The sequence below is a fragment of the Candidatus Endomicrobiellum cubanum genome (assembly GCF_031278955.1).
In the GTDB taxonomy this organism is placed as follows: Bacteria; Elusimicrobiota; Endomicrobiia; order Endomicrobiales; family Endomicrobiaceae; genus Endomicrobiellum; species Endomicrobiellum cubanum.
The window spans coordinates 1-22,574 of the sequence record NZ_JAITJM010000024.1 but is presented as its reverse complement, the minus strand read 5'-3'; the positions used below and the strand labels follow the sequence as shown (position 1 = coordinate 22,574).

At 33.5% G+C, this 22,574-nt stretch carries 35 protein-coding genes and 1 pseudogene; all 36 read right to left on the bottom strand.

Annotation, left to right across the window (positions count from 1 at the left end; translation table 11 throughout):
* Positions 1–35: 35 nt before the first annotated feature.
* On the bottom strand, positions 36–1,382 hold the full coding sequence (gene rodA, locus LBD57_RS02210; protein WP_373469712.1) for a rod shape-determining protein RodA: 1,347 nt from the start codon (positions 1,380–1,382) through the stop codon (positions 36–38).
* A gap of 154 nt (positions 1,383–1,536) precedes the next feature.
* Positions 1,537–3,321: a penicillin-binding protein 2 gene (mrdA, locus tag LBD57_RS02205; protein WP_373469711.1), complete on the bottom strand. Its 1,785-nt coding sequence runs from the start codon at positions 3,319–3,321 to the stop codon at positions 1,537–1,539.
* The gene (mreD, locus tag LBD57_RS02200; RefSeq protein ID WP_373469710.1) at positions 3,322–3,798 is read right to left on the bottom strand and encodes a rod shape-determining protein MreD; all 477 of its coding nucleotides are present in this window, start codon (positions 3,796–3,798) and stop codon (positions 3,322–3,324) included.
* Positions 3,795–4,634 carry a rod shape-determining protein MreC gene (gene mreC / locus LBD57_RS02195; protein WP_373469709.1) on the bottom strand — a complete coding sequence of 280 codons (840 nt, stop codon included), beginning with the start codon at positions 4,632–4,634 and terminating at the stop codon, positions 3,795–3,797. The genes mreD and mreC overlap by 4 nt, the downstream gene beginning before the upstream one ends.
* A 24-nt stretch (positions 4,635–4,658) precedes the next feature.
* The gene (locus tag LBD57_RS02190) at positions 4,659–5,687 is read right to left on the bottom strand and encodes a rod shape-determining protein (RefSeq protein WP_373469708.1); all 1,029 of its coding nucleotides are present in this window, start codon (positions 5,685–5,687) and stop codon (positions 4,659–4,661) included.
* Positions 5,688–5,856: 169 nt separating this feature from the next.
* Positions 5,857–6,210, bottom strand: coding sequence for a 50S ribosomal protein L17 (gene rplQ, locus LBD57_RS02185; protein ID WP_373469707.1), 354 nt, complete (start codon positions 6,208–6,210; stop codon positions 5,857–5,859).
* Positions 6,207–7,181, bottom strand: coding sequence for a DNA-directed RNA polymerase subunit alpha (locus LBD57_RS02180; RefSeq protein ID WP_373469706.1), 975 nt, complete (start codon positions 7,179–7,181; stop codon positions 6,207–6,209). The genes rplQ and LBD57_RS02180 overlap by 4 nt, the downstream gene beginning before the upstream one ends.
* A 41-nt stretch (positions 7,182–7,222) precedes the next feature.
* Complete coding sequence (rpsD, locus tag LBD57_RS02175; protein WP_373469705.1) at positions 7,223–7,849, bottom strand: 30S ribosomal protein S4; 627 nt, start codon at positions 7,847–7,849, stop codon at positions 7,223–7,225.
* An 85-nt stretch (positions 7,850–7,934) separates the two neighbouring features.
* The gene (rpsK, locus tag LBD57_RS02170; protein WP_373469704.1) at positions 7,935–8,327 is read right to left on the bottom strand and encodes a 30S ribosomal protein S11; all 393 of its coding nucleotides are present in this window, start codon (positions 8,325–8,327) and stop codon (positions 7,935–7,937) included.
* Positions 8,328–8,404: 77 nt separating this feature from the next.
* Positions 8,405–8,794 (bottom strand): 30S ribosomal protein S13, encoded by a 390-nt coding sequence (rpsM, locus tag LBD57_RS02165; RefSeq protein WP_373469703.1) that lies wholly within the window; start codon positions 8,792–8,794, stop codon positions 8,405–8,407.
* A 52-nt stretch (positions 8,795–8,846) separates the two neighbouring features.
* Complete coding sequence (gene rpmJ / locus LBD57_RS02160) at positions 8,847–8,960, bottom strand: 50S ribosomal protein L36 (protein WP_373469702.1); 114 nt, start codon at positions 8,958–8,960, stop codon at positions 8,847–8,849.
* A 134-nt stretch (positions 8,961–9,094) separates the two neighbouring features.
* Positions 9,095–9,316, bottom strand: coding sequence for a translation initiation factor IF-1 (gene infA / locus LBD57_RS02155; RefSeq protein WP_373469701.1), 222 nt, complete (start codon positions 9,314–9,316; stop codon positions 9,095–9,097).
* Positions 9,317–9,474: 158 nt separating this feature from the next.
* Positions 9,475–10,260, bottom strand: coding sequence for a type I methionyl aminopeptidase (map, locus tag LBD57_RS02150; RefSeq protein ID WP_373469700.1), 786 nt, complete (start codon positions 10,258–10,260; stop codon positions 9,475–9,477).
* Positions 10,261–10,334: 74 nt separating this feature from the next.
* Positions 10,335–10,964 carry an adenylate kinase gene (locus LBD57_RS02145; RefSeq protein WP_373469699.1) on the bottom strand — a complete coding sequence of 210 codons (630 nt, stop codon included), beginning with the start codon at positions 10,962–10,964 and terminating at the stop codon, positions 10,335–10,337.
* A 193-nt stretch (positions 10,965–11,157) separates the two neighbouring features.
* On the bottom strand, positions 11,158–12,579 hold the full coding sequence (secY, locus tag LBD57_RS02140; protein WP_373469698.1) for a preprotein translocase subunit SecY: 1,422 nt from the start codon (positions 12,577–12,579) through the stop codon (positions 11,158–11,160).
* Positions 12,580–12,741: 162 nt separating this feature from the next.
* Positions 12,742–13,185 carry a 50S ribosomal protein L15 gene (gene rplO, locus LBD57_RS02135; protein WP_373469760.1) on the bottom strand — a complete coding sequence of 148 codons (444 nt, stop codon included), beginning with the start codon at positions 13,183–13,185 and terminating at the stop codon, positions 12,742–12,744.
* Positions 13,185–13,688 (bottom strand): 30S ribosomal protein S5, encoded by a 504-nt coding sequence (gene rpsE, locus LBD57_RS02130; RefSeq protein ID WP_373469697.1) that lies wholly within the window; start codon positions 13,686–13,688, stop codon positions 13,185–13,187. The genes rplO and rpsE overlap by 1 nt, the downstream gene beginning before the upstream one ends.
* A gap of 44 nt (positions 13,689–13,732) precedes the next feature.
* The gene (gene rplR / locus LBD57_RS02125) at positions 13,733–14,092 is read right to left on the bottom strand and encodes a 50S ribosomal protein L18 (RefSeq protein WP_373469696.1); all 360 of its coding nucleotides are present in this window, start codon (positions 14,090–14,092) and stop codon (positions 13,733–13,735) included.
* Positions 14,093–14,179: 87 nt separating this feature from the next.
* Complete coding sequence (gene rplF, locus LBD57_RS02120) at positions 14,180–14,743, bottom strand: 50S ribosomal protein L6 (protein WP_373469695.1); 564 nt, start codon at positions 14,741–14,743, stop codon at positions 14,180–14,182.
* A gap of 94 nt (positions 14,744–14,837) precedes the next feature.
* Positions 14,838–15,233: a 30S ribosomal protein S8 gene (rpsH, locus tag LBD57_RS02115; RefSeq protein WP_373469694.1), complete on the bottom strand. Its 396-nt coding sequence runs from the start codon at positions 15,231–15,233 to the stop codon at positions 14,838–14,840.
* A 24-nt stretch (positions 15,234–15,257) separates the two neighbouring features.
* Positions 15,258–15,443: a type Z 30S ribosomal protein S14 gene (locus tag LBD57_RS02110; RefSeq protein ID WP_373469693.1), complete on the bottom strand. Its 186-nt coding sequence runs from the start codon at positions 15,441–15,443 to the stop codon at positions 15,258–15,260.
* 31 nt (positions 15,444–15,474) lie between these two features.
* Complete coding sequence (rplE, locus tag LBD57_RS02105) at positions 15,475–16,032, bottom strand: 50S ribosomal protein L5 (RefSeq protein ID WP_373469692.1); 558 nt, start codon at positions 16,030–16,032, stop codon at positions 15,475–15,477.
* A 48-nt stretch (positions 16,033–16,080) separates the two neighbouring features.
* Complete coding sequence (gene rplX, locus LBD57_RS02100; protein ID WP_373469691.1) at positions 16,081–16,392, bottom strand: 50S ribosomal protein L24; 312 nt, start codon at positions 16,390–16,392, stop codon at positions 16,081–16,083.
* 83 nt (positions 16,393–16,475) lie between these two features.
* Positions 16,476–16,844, bottom strand: a complete 369-nt coding sequence (gene rplN / locus LBD57_RS02095; RefSeq protein WP_373469690.1) for a 50S ribosomal protein L14 — start codon at positions 16,842–16,844, stop codon at positions 16,476–16,478.
* 27 nt (positions 16,845–16,871) lie between these two features.
* The gene (gene rpsQ / locus LBD57_RS02090; RefSeq protein ID WP_373469689.1) at positions 16,872–17,141 is read right to left on the bottom strand and encodes a 30S ribosomal protein S17; all 270 of its coding nucleotides are present in this window, start codon (positions 17,139–17,141) and stop codon (positions 16,872–16,874) included.
* Between the two features lie 21 nt (positions 17,142–17,162).
* Complete coding sequence (gene rpmC, locus LBD57_RS02085; protein WP_373469688.1) at positions 17,163–17,369, bottom strand: 50S ribosomal protein L29; 207 nt, start codon at positions 17,367–17,369, stop codon at positions 17,163–17,165.
* A 7-nt stretch (positions 17,370–17,376) separates the two neighbouring features.
* Positions 17,377–17,790, bottom strand: a complete 414-nt coding sequence (gene rplP / locus LBD57_RS02080; protein ID WP_373469687.1) for a 50S ribosomal protein L16 — start codon at positions 17,788–17,790, stop codon at positions 17,377–17,379.
* A 31-nt stretch (positions 17,791–17,821) separates the two neighbouring features.
* Positions 17,822–18,544, bottom strand: a complete 723-nt coding sequence (rpsC, locus tag LBD57_RS02075) for a 30S ribosomal protein S3 (protein ID WP_373469686.1) — start codon at positions 18,542–18,544, stop codon at positions 17,822–17,824.
* A gap of 28 nt (positions 18,545–18,572) precedes the next feature.
* Entirely contained in the window at positions 18,573–18,968 is a 396-nt protein-coding gene (rplV, locus tag LBD57_RS02070) for a 50S ribosomal protein L22 (protein WP_373469685.1), read from the bottom strand.
* A gap of 72 nt (positions 18,969–19,040) precedes the next feature.
* Complete coding sequence (gene rpsS / locus LBD57_RS02065; RefSeq protein ID WP_373469684.1) at positions 19,041–19,325, bottom strand: 30S ribosomal protein S19; 285 nt, start codon at positions 19,323–19,325, stop codon at positions 19,041–19,043.
* A 16-nt stretch (positions 19,326–19,341) separates the two neighbouring features.
* Positions 19,342–20,175, bottom strand: a complete 834-nt coding sequence (gene rplB / locus LBD57_RS02060; RefSeq protein ID WP_373469683.1) for a 50S ribosomal protein L2 — start codon at positions 20,173–20,175, stop codon at positions 19,342–19,344.
* 95 nt (positions 20,176–20,270) lie between these two features.
* Positions 20,271–20,558: a 50S ribosomal protein L23 gene (rplW, locus tag LBD57_RS02055; protein WP_373469682.1), complete on the bottom strand. Its 288-nt coding sequence runs from the start codon at positions 20,556–20,558 to the stop codon at positions 20,271–20,273.
* 31 nt (positions 20,559–20,589) lie between these two features.
* On the bottom strand, positions 20,590–21,210 hold the full coding sequence (gene rplD, locus LBD57_RS02050; protein ID WP_373469681.1) for a 50S ribosomal protein L4: 621 nt from the start codon (positions 21,208–21,210) through the stop codon (positions 20,590–20,592).
* Positions 21,211–21,320: 110 nt separating this feature from the next.
* Positions 21,321–21,995, bottom strand: coding sequence for a 50S ribosomal protein L3 (gene rplC / locus LBD57_RS02045; protein ID WP_373469680.1), 675 nt, complete (start codon positions 21,993–21,995; stop codon positions 21,321–21,323).
* Between the two features lie 39 nt (positions 21,996–22,034).
* A complete protein-coding gene (gene rpsJ / locus LBD57_RS02040) occupies positions 22,035–22,376 on the bottom strand; it encodes a 30S ribosomal protein S10 (RefSeq protein WP_373469679.1) in 342 nt (113 codons plus the stop codon).
* Between the two features lie 79 nt (positions 22,377–22,455).
* Positions 22,456–22,574 (bottom strand): annotated as a pseudogene (locus LBD57_RS02035) (elongation factor Tu); the annotation flags it as partial.

Below are 22,574 nucleotides of genomic sequence, written 5' to 3'. Positions count from 1 at the left end.
AGAATAACTTCATTTTTAGAAAAGGCAAAATTAGTTTAATAATACATATACCTTCTCATATTTATAGAACATAAAACACCTATTGCGCATAAAGAAGAAAGTATTGAAGACCCTCCATAAGATAGCAAGGGTAACGGCATTCCTGTTACAGGCATCATGCCCATAACCATACCTATGTTTATAACAACATAAAAGGCAAACATAGTAGCAATTCCAATAGCAATCAAAGACCCGTATCTATCCCTAGACTCTTTAGCTATCACCAAAGCTCGCCAAATAAAGATAAAATAAATTATGATCGTGGCTTGAGATACTAACCAGCCACCTTCTTCACCTATAACAGAAAATATAAAATCTGTGTGTTGCTCTGGCAGAAAGCCAAGTTGAGTTTGGGTGCCTTTTTTAAAACCTTTACCTAAAATCTTTCCTGAACCTATAGCTATTTTAGATTGTATTATATTATACCCTGCTCCTTTAGGGTCTACATTTGGATTTAAAAAAACTATTAATCTTTTTCTTTGATAATCTTTTAGTGATTTTTCTACAGGAATAGATGCTAAAGATCCTAACGATATAGCTAAGCATAGAATAACCGGATATACAATAGGAATTTCAATTTTTAACTTCCATAAAAAACGCCAAATCCCTATAATAAAAACTAAAATTGAAAAAATTATACATATAACATTTTTATCATTCTTTAAAAATATGGCTAGCTTAGCAAAAAATGTTCCATCTTGTATAAATTTAAGTTGTAAATTTACAAATGTGTCTAAAAGAGGAATTCCTACAACTAAACCTCCAAAAACAACTATGCAAAAAAGATAAAAAGGATTTGCTCCTACAACAAAAAGTAAAACTAGAGTTACAGGAAAATATGAAAGCGTAGAAGAAAAATCTGGTTGCATCATTATAAGAATTAAATGTCCCATAAGTATCGCAAATACACTAATCAAAAAAGGAAGTGTTTTTGACATTTTTACCCTAATATCTAAAAATGCAGATAACACTAAAACAAACATTATTTTTGTAATTTCTACTGGTTGAAAAGAAATAAAACCAAAATCAAACCATCCTTTTGTGCCTCTTTTAAAAGAACCAAACACAAGAACAGCTGCCAAAAGCATTAAAGATAAAATATAAACAACTTTACTAAAATGTTTATAATATTGATAATTAAAACTTGTGAGAAACAAAAAACACACTAGACCGATGCCGACAGCAACAGCTTGCACAAAAATGTATCTAAATGATAAGCCATAAGCAAAACTTGCAGAGTATATAGCGAAAAAACTTATAGAAATCAGCATAAAAACAGCAAGAACAAGCCATACATCTATACTAGAAATTAAACGCTCTAAAAGATTTTTTTCTTGAACCATTTTCTTATTCCTATTTATATTTGGTCCTGTCTAAACCTTACAGTGCTATTTTTGGCGCTTCTGCAAGGTAAAACATACGATATAAACCTTGCTTTTTGCCTTGCTTTGTCAAAAGATTTATAGCAATTATACGCTTTAAAGAGGGCTGCTTTTATTAATCTAAAACTGGACTTGCACTAATTCCAAAATAAGTCTCGTATATTCTTTTTGCTATCGGCACAGCGTTTAATCCTCCACTGCCACCATGTTCAACAATAACTGCTACTGCAATTTCTGGATTATCTGATGGAGCGTATGAAATAAACCAAGAATGATCCTTTTTGTGTGGATTTTGCGCAGTACCTGTTTTGCCAGATATTTTTATACCTGGGATTTTGCATCTTCTTGCTGTTCCATTTTCAACAACTTCTAAAAGAGATTTATGTAAAAATTCCCAAGTCCTATTAGAAAGTTCTATACGATCTTTAATTTGAGAATTTTCATGTTTGTAAATTTCGTTACCGTTTAAATCTACAATCTTATCAACTACATAAGGTTTACAAATAAATCCTCTTTTTGCAATAGTAGCCATAATGTGTGCCATTTGTAGAGGTGTTACGCAAATAGCACCCTGTCCTATTGTAAAAATTAATGTGTCACCTTGCAACCAAGGAACTTTAAATTTTGATTTTTTCCATTCCGGGGTTGGTATAAAACCTTGTTTTTCGTTTGGCAAATCTATCCCTGTCTTTTGTCCAAACAAAAATTTTCTAGTATACACTTCTAAGTTTCTTATACCTAATTTTAAACCTAAATTATAAAAATAAACATTACACGAAACTGCCATTGCTGAAATTAAATTCAATCTGCCGTGAGCAGTTTTATGATAACAGACATATATTCTATCACCTAACTCAAATTTGCCTTTACAATCTATAGTCTCATAAGGATTAATATCTAACAAATCCATTGCAGCTGCAAAAGTAACAAATTTAAACGTGGAGCCTGGTGGGTATAAAGCTTGCAGTGCTCTATTAAACAGTGGCAACTTACCATCTTTTATATACTCACAGATTCTGTTATTTAATACTTTGTTTGAGTCAAAGCCAGGACATGAAACTAAAGCTTTTACATTCCCACTTTTTACGTCCAAAACAACAACAGCACCTTTACCTGTATCACTATTTTTTAAAGCATTATATGCACAATATTGAAGTTTCAAATCTATAGTAGAATAAATACTATTACCAGTCTCAGGTGGAACATATTTTATCATCCTTACTTTATCACCTTTAGAGTTTACTTCTATTTGCCAACCACCATCTTTCCCTTGAAGATATTCATCATAATACTGTTCTATGCCACCTCTACCGATATAGTCGCCTAACTTATAACCTGCTCCAGATAAATGTTTCATTTCATTTGCTTGTATTTGGCTTATATAACCTATAACATGGCTAGTTTCTTTAGAAAAATGATACAAACGTTTAGAGGCTTTTGTTATAGTAATTCCCTTTAGTTTAAACTTCTTCTCTTGAATTTTAAATACCTCATTAAGAGTTAAATTTTCTACAAGAACCATAACTTTTCTTCCATATTTAGAAAAAAGACTATTGGAAGGTTTAATTTCTTTTTGCAAAATTTTACTCAATTCCAATAAAATTTGTTCTGAAGGCTTTTGATTTCCTGGACAAGGATAATACAATACAGCATAGGAATTTTTACTTTCTGCAAGTATTTGCCCATCAGCTGAATATATAATACCTCTCTTGGCACATTCTTTAGTATTATGAATTTTTTGATATTCTGAAATATTTTTATATTTACTACCATTTATAATTTGCAAATAAAAAAGACGTAATGACAGAGACAGGAACAGAAACATAAAAAACACAAGGATTACCTTGTGTTTAGCAAGAAAAATTTCATATGAAAACTTATCTTTCTTTTGCCATACCATCTATATTCCTTTTAAGACGCGCCGCAAAACATAAAAAACAAAAGGGGTTACAATTGTTGTAGTAAAAATATTTGAAATATTTTTAAATGTAAGAGTATCTTTGAAATCTTGAATTATAATGCAATTAATAAGATATAAGCCTAAATCATAAACTATATTTGCAAGAAAAACAATAACACACTGAAAAAAAGTATTGATAATGTCAAACTTTCTATTTAATTTTCCTGATAAGTAACCTAATATTGTAAATAGCAGCGCCCTTGTTGCAAAAACATCTGTGGAAAAAATATCCCAAGTAAGACCAAACAAAAAACCAACAAGTTGCGCATTAAAAGATCCTTTTATAAAACCTATACAAACAACACAAACTAAAATAAAATTCGGGAAAATTCTAAAACTATTTAAGTATTGGCTAAAGAAAAACTGTATCAAACAAAAAATTATGTATATAAGAAAGTAAAGTATTAATTTTCTCATTGTTTTTGCTCCGAAGGCACTAAAACAATTGCTATATTTGAAGAAACCATATCAAAAAAAACTTCTGCAGTGGCAGTCTGAAAATCCATGTACGGTTCTTGAACAATACCTCTAATAACACCCACAGGAATACCGTAATTAAAAATTGAACTTAAATTACTAACAACAAGCTCATCTCCGGGCTTAACATCAACATTTAGAGGAATATAAGTTACTTTGACTAAACACGAATCGAAGCCTTCAACCAAACAATTTATACCTTTGTTTTTAATTTCTACAGGCAAAATAGATTCTGAGTTTGTTATTAAAGCAACTTTAGATGAATTTTTATAAGTTTCAACTATAGTCCCCATTGCATACAAAGCATTTTTTGTCTTATTAAAAACAGCAACAGGAAGTTCATTATAAAGACCATCATCTGAACCTTTATCTATTATAAAACTTTGATACCACAAGCTAGGCTCTCTTACCACAATTCTAGCATAGACAGATTTAGTATTATCAACTTTGTCTAATTTGAAGAGTTTTAACAAGCTCTCATATTCATGATTTATTAATTCATAATTGCGAAGTTTGTCTGTTAATTCTTGATTCTTTTGTTTGTAAGATATATTGTCTTGATGTAGAGAAATTAAAGACTCAATATTATTGGCAAAGTTACCAGAAAATTTTAAAATATTATCAGCTGCACTTAAGTTAGGATAGGCTATGTAATAAATGAAGTGTTTTATACAGTTTATACTAACAAAAAATCTACCACACATAAAAATAAAGCATATTAGTATTAATACTATAAAAACAATATTTTCATATCTTGATTTTTTATATAGACTCATTTCATTTATAAAAGTCTAAAAATTTTATATATTTTTTTTCTTAGATTTTTTTATATTATCAAGCTCTTCTAAATACGCACCTGTTCCCCTGACTACACAAGTAACAGGGTCGTCTGCCCGATTTACAGGAAGTTCCGTCTCTTGAGATAACAACTCAGGTAATCCTTTTACCAAAGAGCCACCACCACTGAGTATTATGCCCTTATCTACAATATCTGCAGAAAGCTCTGCAGGAGTTTCTTCTAAAACACTTTTTACTACTTCTACGATTTTTCTTATTGGATCCTCTAAAGCTATTCTAACTTCTTCAGACGACATTGTTACAGTTTTAGGAAGGCCTGTTAATAAATCTCTCCCCTTTACATCCATGGTTATTTCTTGATCCAAAGGAAAAACTGAACCTATCTGCATTTTTACTGATTCTGCAGAATTTTCTCCAATTGCAAGATTATATTTGCGTCTAAAATATTGAACAATTGCTTCATCCATTTTATCGCCGGCAACATCTAAAGATTTTGCTACTACCATACCACCTAAAGAAATAACAGCAACTTCCGTTGTGCCTCCACCAATATCTACTATCATAGTGCCTTCAGGATCTTGAATAGGAATTCCCGCCCCAATTGCTGCTGCCATAGGTTCATCTATAAGATATACCTCTCTTGCTCCTGCTTGCTCTGCAGACTCCCTCACAGCTCTTCTTTCAACTTCTGTTATCCCAGAAGGTACACCTATAACTACTCTTGGATGAAGAAAAGCTCTCTTATTATGCACTTTTTTTATAAAATATCTAATCATTTTTTCTGTAGCTGCAAAATCTGCTATAACACCATTTCTAAGAGGCCTTACAGCAACAATATTTGCAGGAGTTTTACCTAACATCTTCTTTGCATCAATACCAATAGCTAAAACTCGTTTTGTTTCTTTATCCATAGCAACTACTGAAGGTTCTTTTAAAACAACGTTCTTACCTTTTATGTATACCAAAACTGAAGCTGTCCCAAGGTCTATACCCATATCGTATGAAAATAGACCAAAAATATAATTAAACATTTATCATTTCCCTCGAGCTTATAGAATTAACAAACAAAAAACAAGAGTGCACTTAAGCTAATACAAATTAAACTTATATATATATTAACTATCTTATTAACACTCTATGCTTTTTATTATATAAAATAAGTTTATACGGTAACAAAATTTAAAAAAGACAAAGTTTTTACTAAATAACTAATTTTACTATGGCTACTTGCGCGCTGTCACCGCGTCTTGTTCCAACTTTTAAAATTTGTGTATATCCGCCATGTCTTTCTTTGTACCTTGGAACTAAAACATCAAAAACTTTTTTTGCAACATCTTTATTATGTATTTGTCCATTTATTGCTCTTATAGCACTTAAATCAGCCTTTTTAGCTTTAGTTACAAGCTTTTCCGCATAGCTTACAAGCTCTTTTGCTTTTGTAAGCGTAGTAGTTATTTTTTCATGAAGAAACAATTCAGCAGCCAAGTTGCGAAGCAATGCTTTCCTATGCGCACTTGTTACTCCTAATTTGCTCCCATTATAAGTCTTTATCATTTCTTTACTCCGTTCTTAACTTCCATTCCAAACGTTAAGTTTAGTTCTTCAAGTTTTGTTTTTATTTCTTCAAAGGAACGTTTCCCAAAGTTATTAAGCTTTAATATATCCTCTGCTTTCATCTTTACAAGATCACCAATAGTTTCTATACTAGCATTTTTTAAACTATTGGAAGCTCTTGTTGAAAGGCCCATATTACTTATATGCTGACCAAAAATGCCTTCTTCTAAATTCTCTTTAACAGAAGAATCTTCTACAACAACTTCTTCAGACTCTACTGGCTCACCAGTAAAAGTTACTAGGCTATTTCTAAGTATTTTTGCAGATTTTATTAAAGCATCTTTAGGAGCAATAGAGCCATCTGTCCAAATTTCTATAACAAGTTTATCATAATTTAAAGCCTGCTCTACACGTGTATTTTCAACCTCATAATTTACTTTTGTTACAGGCGAAAATAAAGAATCTAAAAGTATTGTCCCTACAGAATCTTTAGAGGATTTTAATTCTTCAGCAAGAACATAGCCTCTACCCATACTTACTTCCATCTCCATTTCAAGAACTGTACCATTATCTATATGAGCTATTTCTTGTTCTGGATTCATTATTTCAACATTAGGATTCATCTCAATATCTTTTGCAGTTACTTTACCTGGATTTTTTACCTTAAGATAAAGTCTCTCTGGACCTTCTGAATTAAGTTTAACTCTAATTTTTTTTAAGTTTAAAACTATTTGAGCAACATCTTCCTTAACGCCCTTGAGAACTGCAAACTCGTGCAAGGCTCCTGTAACCTTTACAGAAGTTATAGCAGCGCCATCTAGACTAGAAAGAAGTACTCTTCTTAGTGAATTTCCAATTGTATGACCATAACCACGCTCAAAAGGGGCTGCCGTTAAACAACCATAAAACGAGGTGGAAGTTTTTTCATCTAAAACAAGTTTGCGTAATTTTTCTAAATCCGGTGCTTTCATTATTTAATAACCTCATTAAAACAACTTTTTAAGTTGTTAGTTTATTTTGAATAGTATTCAACAATAAGCTGGCTGTTGATAGGATGCGATACCTCTCCTGCAAGCGGCTCACTTACAACTGTTCCTGCTACCTTATTCTTATCAAAACTTAGCCAAGCAGGAATATTCGGTGCTGTTTTTTCAAGCAAATTCTTTATACCATCACTTGTTTTATACTTTTCAGGCACTGTTATAACATCACCAATTTTAACTTGATAACGAGGCACATCTATCTTCTTATCGTTTACTAAAATATTCCCGTGATTAACAATCTGCCTTGCCATTTTTTTAGAAACTGCAAGTCCTAATCTAAAAACTACATTGTCTAATCTCATTTCTAAAAGCTTAAAGAGATTGTCTCCTGTAGAACCTTTCATTTTTTCTGCAACTTCATAATAGTGAACAAATTGTTCTTCTGTTAAATTGTAAACTCTTCTTGCTTTTTGCTTTTCACGTAAATGTTTTCCGTAATCAGACATTTTACTTTTAGCTGCTCCATGCTGACCAGGGCCGTTTTTCCCTCTTTTCTTATCAAGAGTACAATTAGAAGAGCATCTCTCCCCTTTTAGAAAAAGCTTTTCTCTCTCTCGACGACACAATTTACATACTGACCCTAAATAACGTGACATCTATTAAAACCCTCCAAGGTTTATTTACAAATTTCTTTATGTAAACAATACTTGACAGCAGCCGTTGTGCCAAATATTATCTTAATTATACTCTTCTTGGTTTTGGTGGACGACAACCATCGTGAGGTACCGGCGTAACATCTTTTATAGCTGTTATGTCAAGACCTGCACTCTGTAAACCTCTAATAGCAGTCTCTCTTCCAGGTCCTGGACCATTAACAAAAACAGCTACTTGTTTTACGCCCATATCCAAAGCCTTTTTACCTACAGAAGAAGCTGCAAGCTGCGCTGCAAAAGGAGTACCTTTTTTTGTTCCTTTAAAGCCTGACCCTCCTGCTGATGCCCATGTTAAAGTATTTCCTCTTTCATCTGTTATATTAACAATAGTATTGTTAAATGTTGACAATATATATGCTTTTGCTACTGACCCGGTATACTTTTTCTTTTTGGTACTACCGATCTTTTTTTCATCTGCCATACTTCCTCCGTATTTTATTATCTACAATTAAAATTTTTAGAGAAACCCATTATTTTTTATTCCAAAAAACTTAAAAACTAACCTTTTTTACCTTGATCTTGAGCTTTACTTGCACCTATAGTTTTTCTCTTGCCACGTCTTATACGTGCATTTGTTTTGGTTCTTTGTCCTCTTACAGGAAGATTTCTTCTGTGTCTAGACCCTCTATAGCTGGCTATTTCTATAAGTCTTTTTATATTTGATTGAATTTCTCTTCTAAGATCGCCTTCTACTTTTAAATTTTTAGTAATAAGATTATTGATTCTATTGACTTCTTCTTCCGTTAAATCTTTAACTCTTTTAGCGGGATCTAAAGAAAGTTCTGCAATAATTTCATTTGATATTGCAGATCCGATACCATAAATATATCTTAATGCTATATCAAGCCTTTTGCTTTTTGGTAAATCTACTCCAGCTACACGAGCCATTTATTATCCTCCAAATTCTGTGCTTCTATTTTAATTATATTTTCCCCAAAATTTATCCCTGTCTTTGCTTATGTCTAGGATCTTGACATACTACTCTTACTACACCTTTACGTTTTACTACTTTACATTTTTGACAAATAGGTTTTACAGATGTTCTGACTTTCATTTTGATATACTCCATATAAGTTCTATACTCTAATAAAGTCTATGCATTATACCACAAAAATAATAACTTTTAAATCCCTTTGGGTATTTTTCAATTGAGACTTTTTAATATTTACGCGTATCTACAAAAATCTTTTACTTTTCTCTATATACTATTCTTCCTCTAGACAAATCATAAGGAGAAAGTTCTACCTTAACTTTATCTCCCGGTAGGATCTTTATGTAATGCATTCTCATTTTCCCGCAAATATGCGCTAAAATAATATGCCCTCCCTCAATAAGTCCTACTCTAAAAACTGCGTTTGGCAAAGCTTCTAGTATCTTACCTTCAACAACAATTTTTTCTTCTTTAGTCATTTTATACCCTCGAGGTCTCTTTAAAAACCTTAACACGTATACTTACTGAGCCTTTTCAGACACTGCTACGTTAAAAAATTGCGCTTATTGCACAATAAGTCCTATATTTTTGCATTGCCTTGTCAAAAAGTTCACATCAATCATACGAATTAGAGGCTTTAAGAAAAACACCCTGTCAAAATTTCATAACCATGTTCTGTTATAGCAATTGTGTGCTCAAAATGAGCACTTAAACTGCCATCTTTTGTAACAACAGTCCAGCCATCGTCTACCATAACAACTTCATGACTTCCTACATTAACCATAGGCTCAATTGCCAAAACCATACCAGCCATAAGCTTTACACCAGTTTCTGCCTTCCCGTAATTTGGAATTTGAGGATCTTCATGTAAAGATCTACCTATACCATGTCCAACAAAATCCCGAACAACAGAAAAACCTTCACTTTCTACTGCATTTTGCACTGCCCAAGAAATATCACCAAGTCTGTTGCCTATCAACACCTGCTCAATGCCTTTTTCTAAAGATATTTCCGTAACTTTAAGAAGTTTGGATGCGGTATCGGAAATTTTACCGACTGCGTAAGTTTTTGCTCCGTCTCCATAATATCCTTCATAAATAACGCCAATATCTACAGAAACAATATCGCCCTCTTTAAGCACACGAGAAACATTTGGAATCCCATGTACAACTTCGTCATTTATAGACACACAAGCTGAAGCCGGAAAAGGATATCTTATACCTTTTTGCCCTAAAAAAGCTGGCTTCATTTTTGATGACTTTATATATTTTTCTACAAATATATCTATATCTTTAGTTGCTATGTCAGGCTTTATTATTTCAGAAAGCTTCTCTAAAATTTCGCCTACAACTTTACCGGCAATTTTCATTTTTTCAATTTCTCTTGCCGATTTTAACTCGATATTAAGATTTTTTAAAAACACTTAACACTCCAAAATAAACGTTGTTATCTGTTTAAGCACATAACAGTCTATAAAATCTTTAAAGAACAAAAACTTTACGGTTTAATATTTTCACTTATTTGTTTAAAAACTTCTGACTCAGATTTTGACCCGTCTATTTCAATTAAAAAACCTTGCCTCTTGTAATACTCAACTAAAGGTTTTGTTTGATTCTCATAAACATCAAGCCTATTTTTTACAATTTCTTCTTTATCATCATCTCTTTGAATAAGATCTTTATTGCAATCATCGCATTTATTAGACTCTTTTGGAGGAATAAAATACAAATTATAACTTGCTCCACAGGAACAAATTCTTCTTCCTGATATTCTTTTGATTATTTCTTCAAATTTTAAGTCTATAAAAAATACTGCATCTATTTTAATATTTTCTGATTTAAGTATTAAATCCAAAGACTTAGCTTGGTTTACTGTTCTAGGAAACCCATCTAAAAGAAACCCTTTTTTTACACCCACTTTCAAAAGATGTTTTTTGATCATATTTACAACTAATTCGTCTGAAATAAGTTGCCCGGAAGCAACAAGTTTACTTATAGTTTCATCTGATTTTTTAGCTTCTCTAAACATTTCTCCTGTAGATAAATGTACTAACTCAAACTTGTCTACAATATTTTTAGCTTGTGTACCTTTCCCTGCTCCTGGAGGACCTAAAAGTATATAATTCATTTTTTCCTTGTATTTTTAACACTTTTAATTTAGGCAACACTCGTTTTGACAAAACGTAAACCCACATTTCTACAAAAACTCTCTATCTCAAAGCGCAGAATTTTAAATTTAGACAACGCTTGCGACGGCGAAGCATATGATTAAAATATGTGAGCCACCGCATAAGGAAGTACAAATTAAAAGACTAGCCCAACTACTTAATGTTGAACCAACGTCCTTTTATACGCCCCTCTTTCATAAACCCATCGTAATGTCGCATAATCAAATGTGATTCTATTTGCCCGACTGTGTCAAGAGCTACACCTACAACAATAAGCAAGGACGTCCCTCCAAAAAAAAATGGTGCACTCATCGCAGAACGTAAATAGTCTGGGAGGACTGCAATCGCAGCAACAAACAACGCACCACCAAGGGTAACTCTTTCCAAAACTTTTTGTATATAGTTAGAAGTCGGCTCACCAGGTCTTATACCAGGTACAAAACCACCAGATTTTTTCATATTTTCTGCTAAATCTTTAGGATTAAAAGATATTGAATTATAAAAATAACAGAAAAATATAACTAAAAATGCATAAACTAGACTATATATTACAGAACTACCATTAAACCATTCCATAATTTTTTTAGCTAAAGGATAACCAAACATTGTCCAGTCAGGAGCAAACTGCGCTATAGTAAGAGGAGCAGATAGTATAGACATTGAAAATATAACAGCTATAACACCTGATTGGTCAACTTTTATAGGCAAAAAAGAAGTCTGTCCACCATAAGTTTTTCTACCAACCATTTTTTTTGCATAATGAATAGGGATTCTTCTCTGAGCCGTCTCTACCCATACAACAATAATTAAAACTGCCGCTACTATAGCTGTTAAAGTTAAAGCAAACAGTATTGAAAGTTCTTCCATTTGCACAAGTTTTATAACACTCATAACTGCATGAGGAAGCCTTTCTACAATGCCTGAAAATATTATAATAGAAATCCCATTACCTATACCTCTTTCTGTAACTTGTTCGCCAAGCCACATAATCAGTACAGTACCTGTAACAAGAGTGGTTCCTGTTAGAGCAATCCATGACCACGAAGGATCAACAACTATAGGGACACCAGAAGGTGTAGGCAATTTTGTTATTGCCATAGTTAATCCAAAAGATTGTATAGCACCTAATACAAGGGTTCCATATCTTGTAATTTGCGTAAGTTTTTTTCTTCCTTGTTCACCCTCTTTAGCAAGTCTGTCTAAATAAGGTATTATATGCGCTCCTTGCAATAAACTCATTATAATAGACGCGTTAATATATGGCATAATACCCATAGAAAAAACTGACATCCTATTTAAAGCTCCACCAGAAAACATATCTAAAAATCCAAGTAAACCATTACTTTGCGCAGCAAATAAAGATTTTACAGCTTCACTGTTTATACCAGGAATAGGAACAGTAGCACCAATTCTATAAGCAACTATTATAAGCAATGTAAAGATTACTTTTTTTCTAAGTTCAGGTACCCTAAAAATGTCAGAAAGACTTTTTAACATATCTTTATCCCTGTTATCATTTGGATTTATGGGTCTATCTAAAAACCTTATAAAATCTATTAAAACAGATGCGTACAAAACAACAGACGTTCGTTTATATTATCTTCCGAACGTCTTATAAAAAACTATTAAAAAACAACGTTGTTCAGATATGTAATATTTTTAAATCTTTAAATAAAAAATTATAAAACATATATTTGATCGCTTATATTACTTTACCTTAAAGAACTCTCTAAAAGCTTATTTTGCTACTTCAGCTTTACCGCCTGCAGACTTAATTTTTTCTACTGCAGATTTAGAAAAAGCGGCGACTTTGATTGTTAAAGACTTCTTAAGTTCGCCAACACCTAAAATCTTAACAAGTTTAGCTTTTTTTACCATGCCGGCCTGTTTTAAAATCTCAGGCGTAACTTCTACGTCCGATTCAAATCTATTTAAACTCTCAATGTTTACAATTTCGTACTCTTTACGAAACTGCTTATTAAAACCTCTTTTAGGAATTCTCCTAAACAAAGGCATTTGTCCGCCTTCAAAACCTATCTTTTTTGACCCATCACCAGAACGAGCTTTTTGTCCTTTAGATCCACGTGTAGATGTACGACCGTGGCCAGACCCTACTCCACGTCCAACTATTTTTTTTCTATGTTTTGAGCCTTCTTGAGGCTTTAAATTGTGCAAACCTATCATATTTCTATCGCCTCTTTTTTTCTAATTTTAGCAACTTCTTCCTTTGAGCGAAGTTCCTTAAGAGCTTCTATCGTTGCATAAACCACATTAAAAGGGTTTGAAGAACGCATTGACTTTGTAAGAATATCTCTAATTCCGACAGCCTCAAGAACAGCTCTTACAGCCCCGCCAGCAATAACACCTGTACCAGGAGCAGCAGGCTTTAACAAAACTTTCCCAGAACCTGAAACACCTATTATTTCGTGAGGTATTGTACTGCCCTTAAGCTGTACTGAAACCATATGTTTTGCCGCTTGAGCACTACCTTTTTGTATTGCAGACTGGACTTCGTTCGCTTTACCTAATCCGCAACCAACCTTACCAGACTCATCCCCTACCACTACTAAAGCATTAAAAGAAAATCTTTTGCCACCTTTAACAACTTTTGCGACTCTATTAACGACCACAACTGTTTCTTTTAAACCACTATCATTTTGTTGTTTACTTATTTTTTCAGCCAACTTGTCCTCCTAAGACTTACAACACCGTTTATTTAAAATTTATATTAAAATTCTAATCCATTTTCTCTGGCAGCATCTGCGAGAGCTTTTATTTTGCCTGTATATTCATAACCTCTGCGGTCAAAAACAACCTTTTTAATGCCCTTCTCTGTTGCTTTTTTGGCAATTAAATCACCTACTGATTTGGCAGCTGTAACGGTATCTGTAACTTCTAACTTACCTTTAAGTTCCGGAGACAATGTTGACGCAGATGCAAGAGTAACCCCTTTACTGTCGTCTATAATTTGAGCATAGATATGTTTATGCCCACGATGAACGCTTAAACGAGGCCTTTCTTGTGCTCCTTTTATTTTGCTTCTTACTCTTTTTACACGATAATCAAATCTTTTATTTGAATCTTTCATCTAATATCCTCTATTTTTTTGGCTGCTTTTACTATGTTAATTATTAGATAAAAACAAATCTCCATTTTTGGAAACTAGCGCAAAAAATTACTTTTTGCCACCTGCTGCAGCTTTACCCGCTTTTCTAATAATCTTTTCGCCTAAATATCTTATACCAAAACCCTTGTATGGTTCTGGCGGTTTTACAGCTCTAATTTTGGCAGCAAAAGCGCCTACTTCGTATTTATCTGTACCTGTTACGGTTATTAAGGTATTTTTGTCTGGAGTAAGAGCAGCAGTTACTTTAACTGTTTGAGGAATTTCAAGATTTACTAAATGAGAAAAACCTACAGCTAACACTAACTTTTTCCCTCCTTCTATATTCACCTTAAATCCAAGGCCTATTGCTTCCAATTCTTTTTTAAAACCTTTTGTAACACCTTCAACCATATTTACAATAAGACCCCTCGTAAGACCATGAAACATGTTATGCTCACGAGAATCTCCAAGCGCCTCAATAAGTATATTATCCTTCTCAATTTTTACATTTATCTTGCTATCAATTACTTGCGAAAGTTTTCCACCGGGACCTGTTATTTCTAATATACCGTCTTTAAATTCTGCTTTCGTCTTCTCCGGAATATGAACCGGTTTTTTGCCTAAGCGACTCATTGTTTGACCCTCAATATAAATTTTTTACAAAATAACAAAATCAAAATTCTTCAAGACAAATCTTGCCAGGACAATTGCAAAGAAAAACAATCTTTTACCAAACTAAACCCACTACTTCTCCTCCAACCTTCTCTTTTCTTGCGTTTGCATCAGTCATTAAGCCTTTAGATGTAGAAACTATTGTAACACCTAATCCACCAACTGATTTAGGCATATCTTCATAACCCTTGTATATTCTTAAACTAGATTTAGAAACTCTCTTTATACCTTTAAGAACTTGCCTGCCTGCTAGAGTGTATTTTAAATAAACTCTTAAAATTCCCTGTTTGTTGTCCTCAATATTCTTATAATTTAAAATATACCCTTCTTCTTTTAAAATCTTAGCTATTTCCATTTTCATTTTTGAAGATGGAATATCTACTTTTTCGTGCAACTTTGCATTCGCGTTACGAATGCGCGCAAACATATCTGAAATTGGATCTGTAATCATTCAACCGACCTCTTTTAAAAAATATTACCAACTTGATTTTGTAAGACCTGGTATTTCGCCATTATGCGCTAATTTGCGCAAACATATTCTGCAAAGACCAAAATCTCTATAAAAACCACGCGGTCTTCCACAGAGACTACATCTATTCCTGTACCGTGTTGCAAATTTTTGAGGTTTACGCATTTTTGCTTCTGCTGAAGTTGTTGCCATAGAAAAATATCCTTTGCTCTATTTTGCGTTTCTATTTATTATCTCTTTTTTTAAACGGCATGCCAAGCGCCTCTAGCAAAGATTTTGCTTGCTCATCTTTTTTGGCCGTTGTTACTATAGTAATATTCATACCTCTAGCTTTATCTGACTTTTCGATACTAATCTCTGGGAATATGTATTGTTCTGTAAGTCCTAAATTAAAATTCCCTTGTCCGTCAAAACCATTAGGCTCTATCCCTCTAAAATCTCTTATACGAGGGATTGCTACATTTATAAGTCTATCTAAAAACTCATACATCATCGCATTTCTCAACGTTACTTTAATACCTATTGGCATTCCCTGACGCAATTTAAAGTTAGATACAGATTTTTTTGCTCTACATACTAACGGTTTTTGTCCAGTAATAGATGCAAGTTCTGCAGACGCAATATCTAAAACTTTAATATTATCTTTTGCTTCACTTAAACCAATATTAATAACAATCTTACTAAGCCTAGGAATTTGATGAGTATTCTTTAAACTAAACTGTTTCTTTAATTCGTTTACTACACTTTCTTGATAAACCTTTTTTAAACGAGGTTGATTCATTTTATTCTTTCCTTATTATTGCCTTTATTCTCCAATTATCTTGTCTGATTATGCTATCATTTCCCCACATTTACGGCATAATCTTACCTTCTTACCATCGGAAAGCGTATCAAACTTAGGCCTTGAAGCTTGCTCACATTTAGGACATATAAGCATTACCTTACTCATAGCAATAGGAGCTTCTTTTTCACGAATTCCTCCAGCATCTCTTTGAGTAGGTTTTGTATGTCTTTTTACAAAATTTACTTTTGAAACAATAACTTTTCCCTTATCCGGAAAAATATCAAGAACTTCCCCTTTCTTACCTTTATCTTTCCCAGATAACACTACCACTTTGTCTTTCTTCTTAATGTTAAGCATTTTATATCCTGTTTGTTTTTCGCTTAAAAATTATATCCACAAGCATGTTATCTCTACCAATAAAAGATAACAATAACTAGAGGCTATATCACTTCAGGAGCTAAAGATATTATCTTAAGATAATTATTTTCCCTTAACTCTCTTGCTACCGGACCAAAAATACGCGTACCTTTTGGTTCTCCTTCATCATTAATTATAACAGCAGCATTGTCATCAAATTTAATATACGTGCCGTCTGCACGACGTACTTCTTTTACTGTACGTACAACAACAGCTTTGACTACTTCACCCTTCTTTATATTTCCATGCGGCAATGCGTCTTGTACTGAAGCATGAATTACATCTCCAATACTTGCATAACGACGCTTCAAACCTTTTGTAACTCTGAAACAACGAATTTTTTTTGCACCTGAATTATCTGCTACAGTTAAAATAGTTCTTTCCTGAATCATTCTGTTATCCTTCGATAAACTTATTTTTTAAATTTCTGCCGCTTTTTTTATAACTTCCATTAATACCCATCTTTTTGTCTTTGATATTGGCCTTGATTCCATTATTGCAACAGTGTCGCCAATATGAGAAATGTTTTTCTCATCGTGTGCAGCAAATTTAACTTTTCTACGAAGCACACGTTCATACAATGAATGACGATATGTCCTCTCTATGGAAACTAATCTTGTTTTATCACTTTTATCACTTACAACTATGCCCGTACGACATTTGCGTTTTCCACGTTCTTGTTGTGACATTGTTCCTTCCTATTTATTGTCTTATTTAGACTCTTTTCTTTTCTGATTAATTAAAGTTTTAATTCTGGCAACATCTCTTCTCAGTCCTCTAATTTCTAAAGGGTTTTTTACAGGAGCTGTCTGATGACGAAATTTTAACCTAAAAAGTTTATCCTGCAGCTGGCTAAGTTTTACGGAAAGTTCAGCTTCTGTCATATTTTTTGTCTCATTCCAATTTTTACTTTTCATCATACCCTCAAATATCAGCTCTAACTAAAATTTTTGTATGTATAGGAAGTTTGTTTGATGCAAGCGTTAAAGCTTTACGTGCTTCAGCTTCTGAAAGTCCTTCCATCTCAAACATTATCCTACCAGGCTTTACCACCGCAACCCAAAACTGTGGATCTCCTTTACCTTTACCCATTCTTGTTTCAGCAGGTTTCTTAGTAATTGGTTTATCAGGGAATATTCTGATCCAAACCTTTCCACCTTTTTTTGTAAATCTTGTCAACGTAACACGAGCTGCTTCTATCTGATTACTATTTATCCATACAGGCTCAAGAGCTTGAAGGCCATATTTACCAAAAGCTAAATAAGTGCCCCCTTTAGCTTTACCTTTCATCCGTCCTCTATGTGTTTTTCTATATTTAACTCTTTTTGGCATCAACATATAAATTCCTTTGGTCTTTATATCTTATTAATTATTTAGATACTTCTTGTTTTGGCAATTTTCCTTGCTCTATACTATCAGAAGATGCTTCAACAAGCTTGGCTTCTTCAATTAAATCTTTAGTAGTTTTTTTAAAAAGTTCCTTTTTAAATATCCAAACTTTTACACCGATTTGCCCCATTGTCGTATAGCTTTCAGCAAAACCATAATCAATATCAGCTCTAAAAGTTTGTAGAGGTACTCTCCCCTCTTTTAACCACTCAGTTCTTGCAATTTCTGCTCCGCCAAGTCTCCCAGAAACCATGACCTTTATACCACCAGCTCCTGATGCCATTGCTTTTTCTATAGTTTTTTTCATTGCTCTTCTAAAAGCAATTTGCTTTTCTAATTGAAAAGCAATGCCTTCAGCAGCAAGTTGAGCATCTAGTTCAGGCTTTTTTATCTCCATAACGTTTATAAAGCTTTTCTTTGACGTCATAGATTCAACTTCTTTTCTTAAATTTTCAATACCTTGTCCACCTTTGCCAATAACAATGCCTGGACGCGATGTGTAAATATTTACACGTATATATTTACCTGGTCTCTCAATAACAATTTTGGACACAGAGGCCAATTTGAGTTGATTTTTTAAATAAACTCTTAAACGACGATCTTCTTCTATAAAATCGGGCATTTCTTTTAAACTAAACCACTTAGATTCCCAATCTCTAATATATCCTAATCTTACACTTTTGGGATGTACTTTATGACCCATTTATTATACCTTTCCTAAATTTTTTATCTTACCTTGCTTGCATTTCTTTGCCTGCACTTGCAGTCTTGGCAATTTTCTTCTTTCTTTTTTCAACAACACCAGCATCTGTAACAACTATAGTAAGATGAGATGTTCTTTTTTTAACTGGCATTCCTCGTCCTTGAGGGCCTGGTCTCATTCTTTTTAAAATAGGGCCATTACCTGCCCAAGCTTCTTTTACTTTAAGACCAGAAAAATCTTTAAGTTTCCCTGAGTTTGCAGTCGCGCTTTTTAGCACTTTACTAACAAGCGGCGCAGCAGACTTAGGAAGGAAAGAAAGAACTTCAAATGCTTTATCCACTTTTTTATTTCTTATAAGCGTTAGCACTTGGTTAACTTTTCTTGGAGTATATCTAACAAATTTCGCTGTTGCCTTTGCTTGCATCTTTTGTATCCTTTTTTTCTTGTTCAACAACATACTGAATAGCCTGAGCTGTTGGATATTGTCTTGTTGTTTTTACGTAAGTGATGTTTCCTGTTTTGTCATACCGCCATGACCTTTAAAAATTCTAGTAGGAGCAAACTCACCTAACTTATGGCCAACCATTTGTTCAGAAACAAATATTGGAAGAAACTTTTTCCCATTATGTATTGCTATTGTATGTCCTACAAACTCTGGTGTTATAGTGCAAGACCTCGCCCAAGTCTTTATAACCTTTTTATTACCTTCTTCATTAAGTTTTTGCATTTTTTTCAAAAGTTTATCATCTACATAAGGACCTTTTTTTGTTGAACGACTCATCTATTATTCCCTCCGATTACTTCTTAGCTTTATTACGATGGCTTACTATTACCCAATCCCAAATCTTTTTAGGCCTTGTTTTAAAACCTTTAGCAGGCTGGTTCCATGGGCTTCTAGGCTGATTATTTCCCTTAGATCTGCCTCTACCTCCTCCATGAGGATGGTCAACAGAGTTCATTGCAGTTCCACGCACATGGGGCTTTTTTCCCATATGGCGGTTTCTTCCTGCTGAGCCTATCGTAATATTTTCATGGTCCAAATTGCCTACTTGTCCAACAGTGGCATAACAATTTACTCGAATAAGCCTTATCTCGCCAGAAGGCATTCTTACATGAGCATATTCGCCTTCCTTTGCTAAAAGCTGTGCTGCAGCACCTGCTGAGCGTACAAGCTGTGCACCCTTGCCTACTGCAAGCTCCAAGTTATGTATAAAAGTACCCACAGGAATATTTGCAAGAGAAAGAGCATTACCTGGTTTTATCTCGGCATCCGGTCCGGAAACCAAAGTATCTCCAACTTTTACACCTACAGGCTGTATTATATATCTCTTTTCTCCGTCCTGATATTGCAGAAGCGCTATTCTGCTTGAACGGTTAGGATCATACTCAATTGCAATGACTTTGGCTGGAATATTAAATTTATCTCTTTTAAAATCTATGATTCTATAAAATCTTTTGTGCCCGCCACCCCTAAAGCGAACCATTACTTGTCCAGTATTGTTACGGCCGCCTTTTTTCTTTATAATTCTTGTTAATGACTTCTCCGGCTCTGTTTTTGTAATATCTGAAAAATTTGAAACAGACATTTGTCTTCTAGACTGCGTATACGGCTTAAATGTTTTAATCGGCATTATACTTTCCTGTTCTGTTATCGGGCAGTTCAATTTTTTTACTACCCATATTTACTTCTTAAGCAAATTAAATTGCTTGCGCTTAAAGTCTAAATTTAAGCTTCCTCGACCATCTGAATTTCTTGACCCTCACTAAGTTTCACTATAGCCTTTTTCCAATCACTTTTAAAACCAGAACGAGCGCCCATTCTTTTACTTTTACCCGCATAATTTGCAGTGTGCACACTCTCCACTCTAACATTGAACAAAGACTCAACAGCTTGCTTTATTTGGAACTTGTTTGCTTCTTTATCTACAACAAAAGTATACTTATTGCTTTTTTCTTTTAAGATTGAGGCTTTCTCAGTTACTATTGGTTTCTTAATAATGTTTCTAATATCCATTTTTATTCCTAAATAGTAAAAGGCATCTAAATTAAACAGATTGCCTTTCTTTTATTAAATCAATAGCTTCTGACGTAAGAACTACTTTGTCTGCCCAAAGAATTTGATATGCATTAACATTTTTAATATTTTCAACAACAACATTTTTTATATTTTTTGCAGCCATTTTAAAATCTGTATCACTAGCAATTGCAAAAACTACTTTTTTATCTTCAACTTTAAGATTTTTTAAAATTTCTGCTACTTTTTTCGTCTTAGCTTCTTCTAATTTTACAGAATCTACAACAATAACATTGCCATTTCTCAACTGGGCAGAAAACGCCATACTTAAAGATGATTTTTTCTTTTGTTTTGACATTTTTGTATAATAATCTCTTGGCTGTGGACCAAAAATTATACCACCCTTTCTCCACAATGGAGAATTTCTTTGTCCTGCACGCGCATTGCCAGTCCCTTTTTGCTTCCAAGGTTTTGCACCAGAAAAAGATACCTCTCCCCTTGTCTTCGTCTTATGCGTACCCGCTCTTTGATTGTTTAAATACGCTGTCGTAATCTCATGCAGAAGCACGCTAGAAACTTCCGTACAAAAAAAAGAGGGAAGTTCTACCTTTCCCTTCTCCTGTCCCTTTGCGTTATAAACTATTGTTTCCATTTTCTCTCTCTATCCTATTAGAAAAAATCTAATATATATTTAATAAATTCTAGACCCTAAAATAAATTATCTTTTACAAAAAACCAGTAACTGTCAATAAACCTGATTATTTATTTCTTTTTAGCTTTAACTGCTCTTACTTCCTGAACAACAGGAACTTTTTTAACTGTACTACTTATAAATAAAGTGCCTCTCTTTACAGCAGGCACTGCGCCCTTAATAAGCAAAACATTTTTTTGCACATCAACATTTACAATGCGCAACTTTTGTATTGTAACATATTCGTTACCTAAATGTCCAGACATTCTCATACCTTTTAAAACCTTTTGAGGCCCTTGTCCACCACTAGAACCTCTGGCGCGCGTCCTGTCTGATTGACCATGAGTTGTAGGTTGCATACCAAAATTATGCCTTTTAATAACACCTGCATAACCTTTACCTTTTGTTAAAGCACAAACATCTACATAATCTCCCGCCTTAAAAATATCTGCCTTTATCTCTTGTCCTATTGAAAACTCTTTTGCATCTTGAACCCTAAACTCTTTTATAAATTTTTTAGGCTCAACATTGTTTTTCTTAAAAAATCCCTTTAAAGATTTATTAAGATTTTTTTCTTTAACACTTCTAAAACCAAGCTGCACAGCGCTGTAACCATCTTTCTCTACTGTACGTACATTTGTAACAATGCAAGGTCCAGCTTCTACCACTGTTACCGGTATAAGATTTCCCTTATCATCAAAAACTTGGGACATGCCAACTTTTTTACCTATAATTGATTTCAACATATTTTCTCTCTACGGTTTTAATTGTTTTTTATTTTTACTCTATCCGCGAACTTCTTTATACTTAATCTCAATATCAACACCAGCAGGTGAGTCTAATTTTTGAAGTTCTTCTACCGTTCTATTAGAAGGTTCACGAAGATCTATTAATCTTCTGTGAATTCTCATTTCAAACTGTTCACGAGATTTTTTATCTGTATGAACCGATCTATTAACTGTATACTTTTTTATAGTTGTAGGTAACAGTACAGGACCTGTTATAGTTACACCTGTACGTCTTGCCGTTTCCACTATTTTGGCAAGAAAATCATCTAACATTTTGTGATCATAAGCCCGCAATTTAATTCTTAAATCTTGATTCTGGACTGTCTTTTCATTTCCCATAACTTTTAATCCTGTTTATTTTGATTATCTTTCTAATACCATCGACAACATTCTATATAGCAAACATTAAAATACGTGATTATTCAACAATTTCAGTTACAACACCTGAGCCTACTGTCCTTCCACCTTCTCTTATCGCAAACCTCAACTGCGACTCCATCGCCACTGGCATTATCAACTCTATATCCATCGTTACAT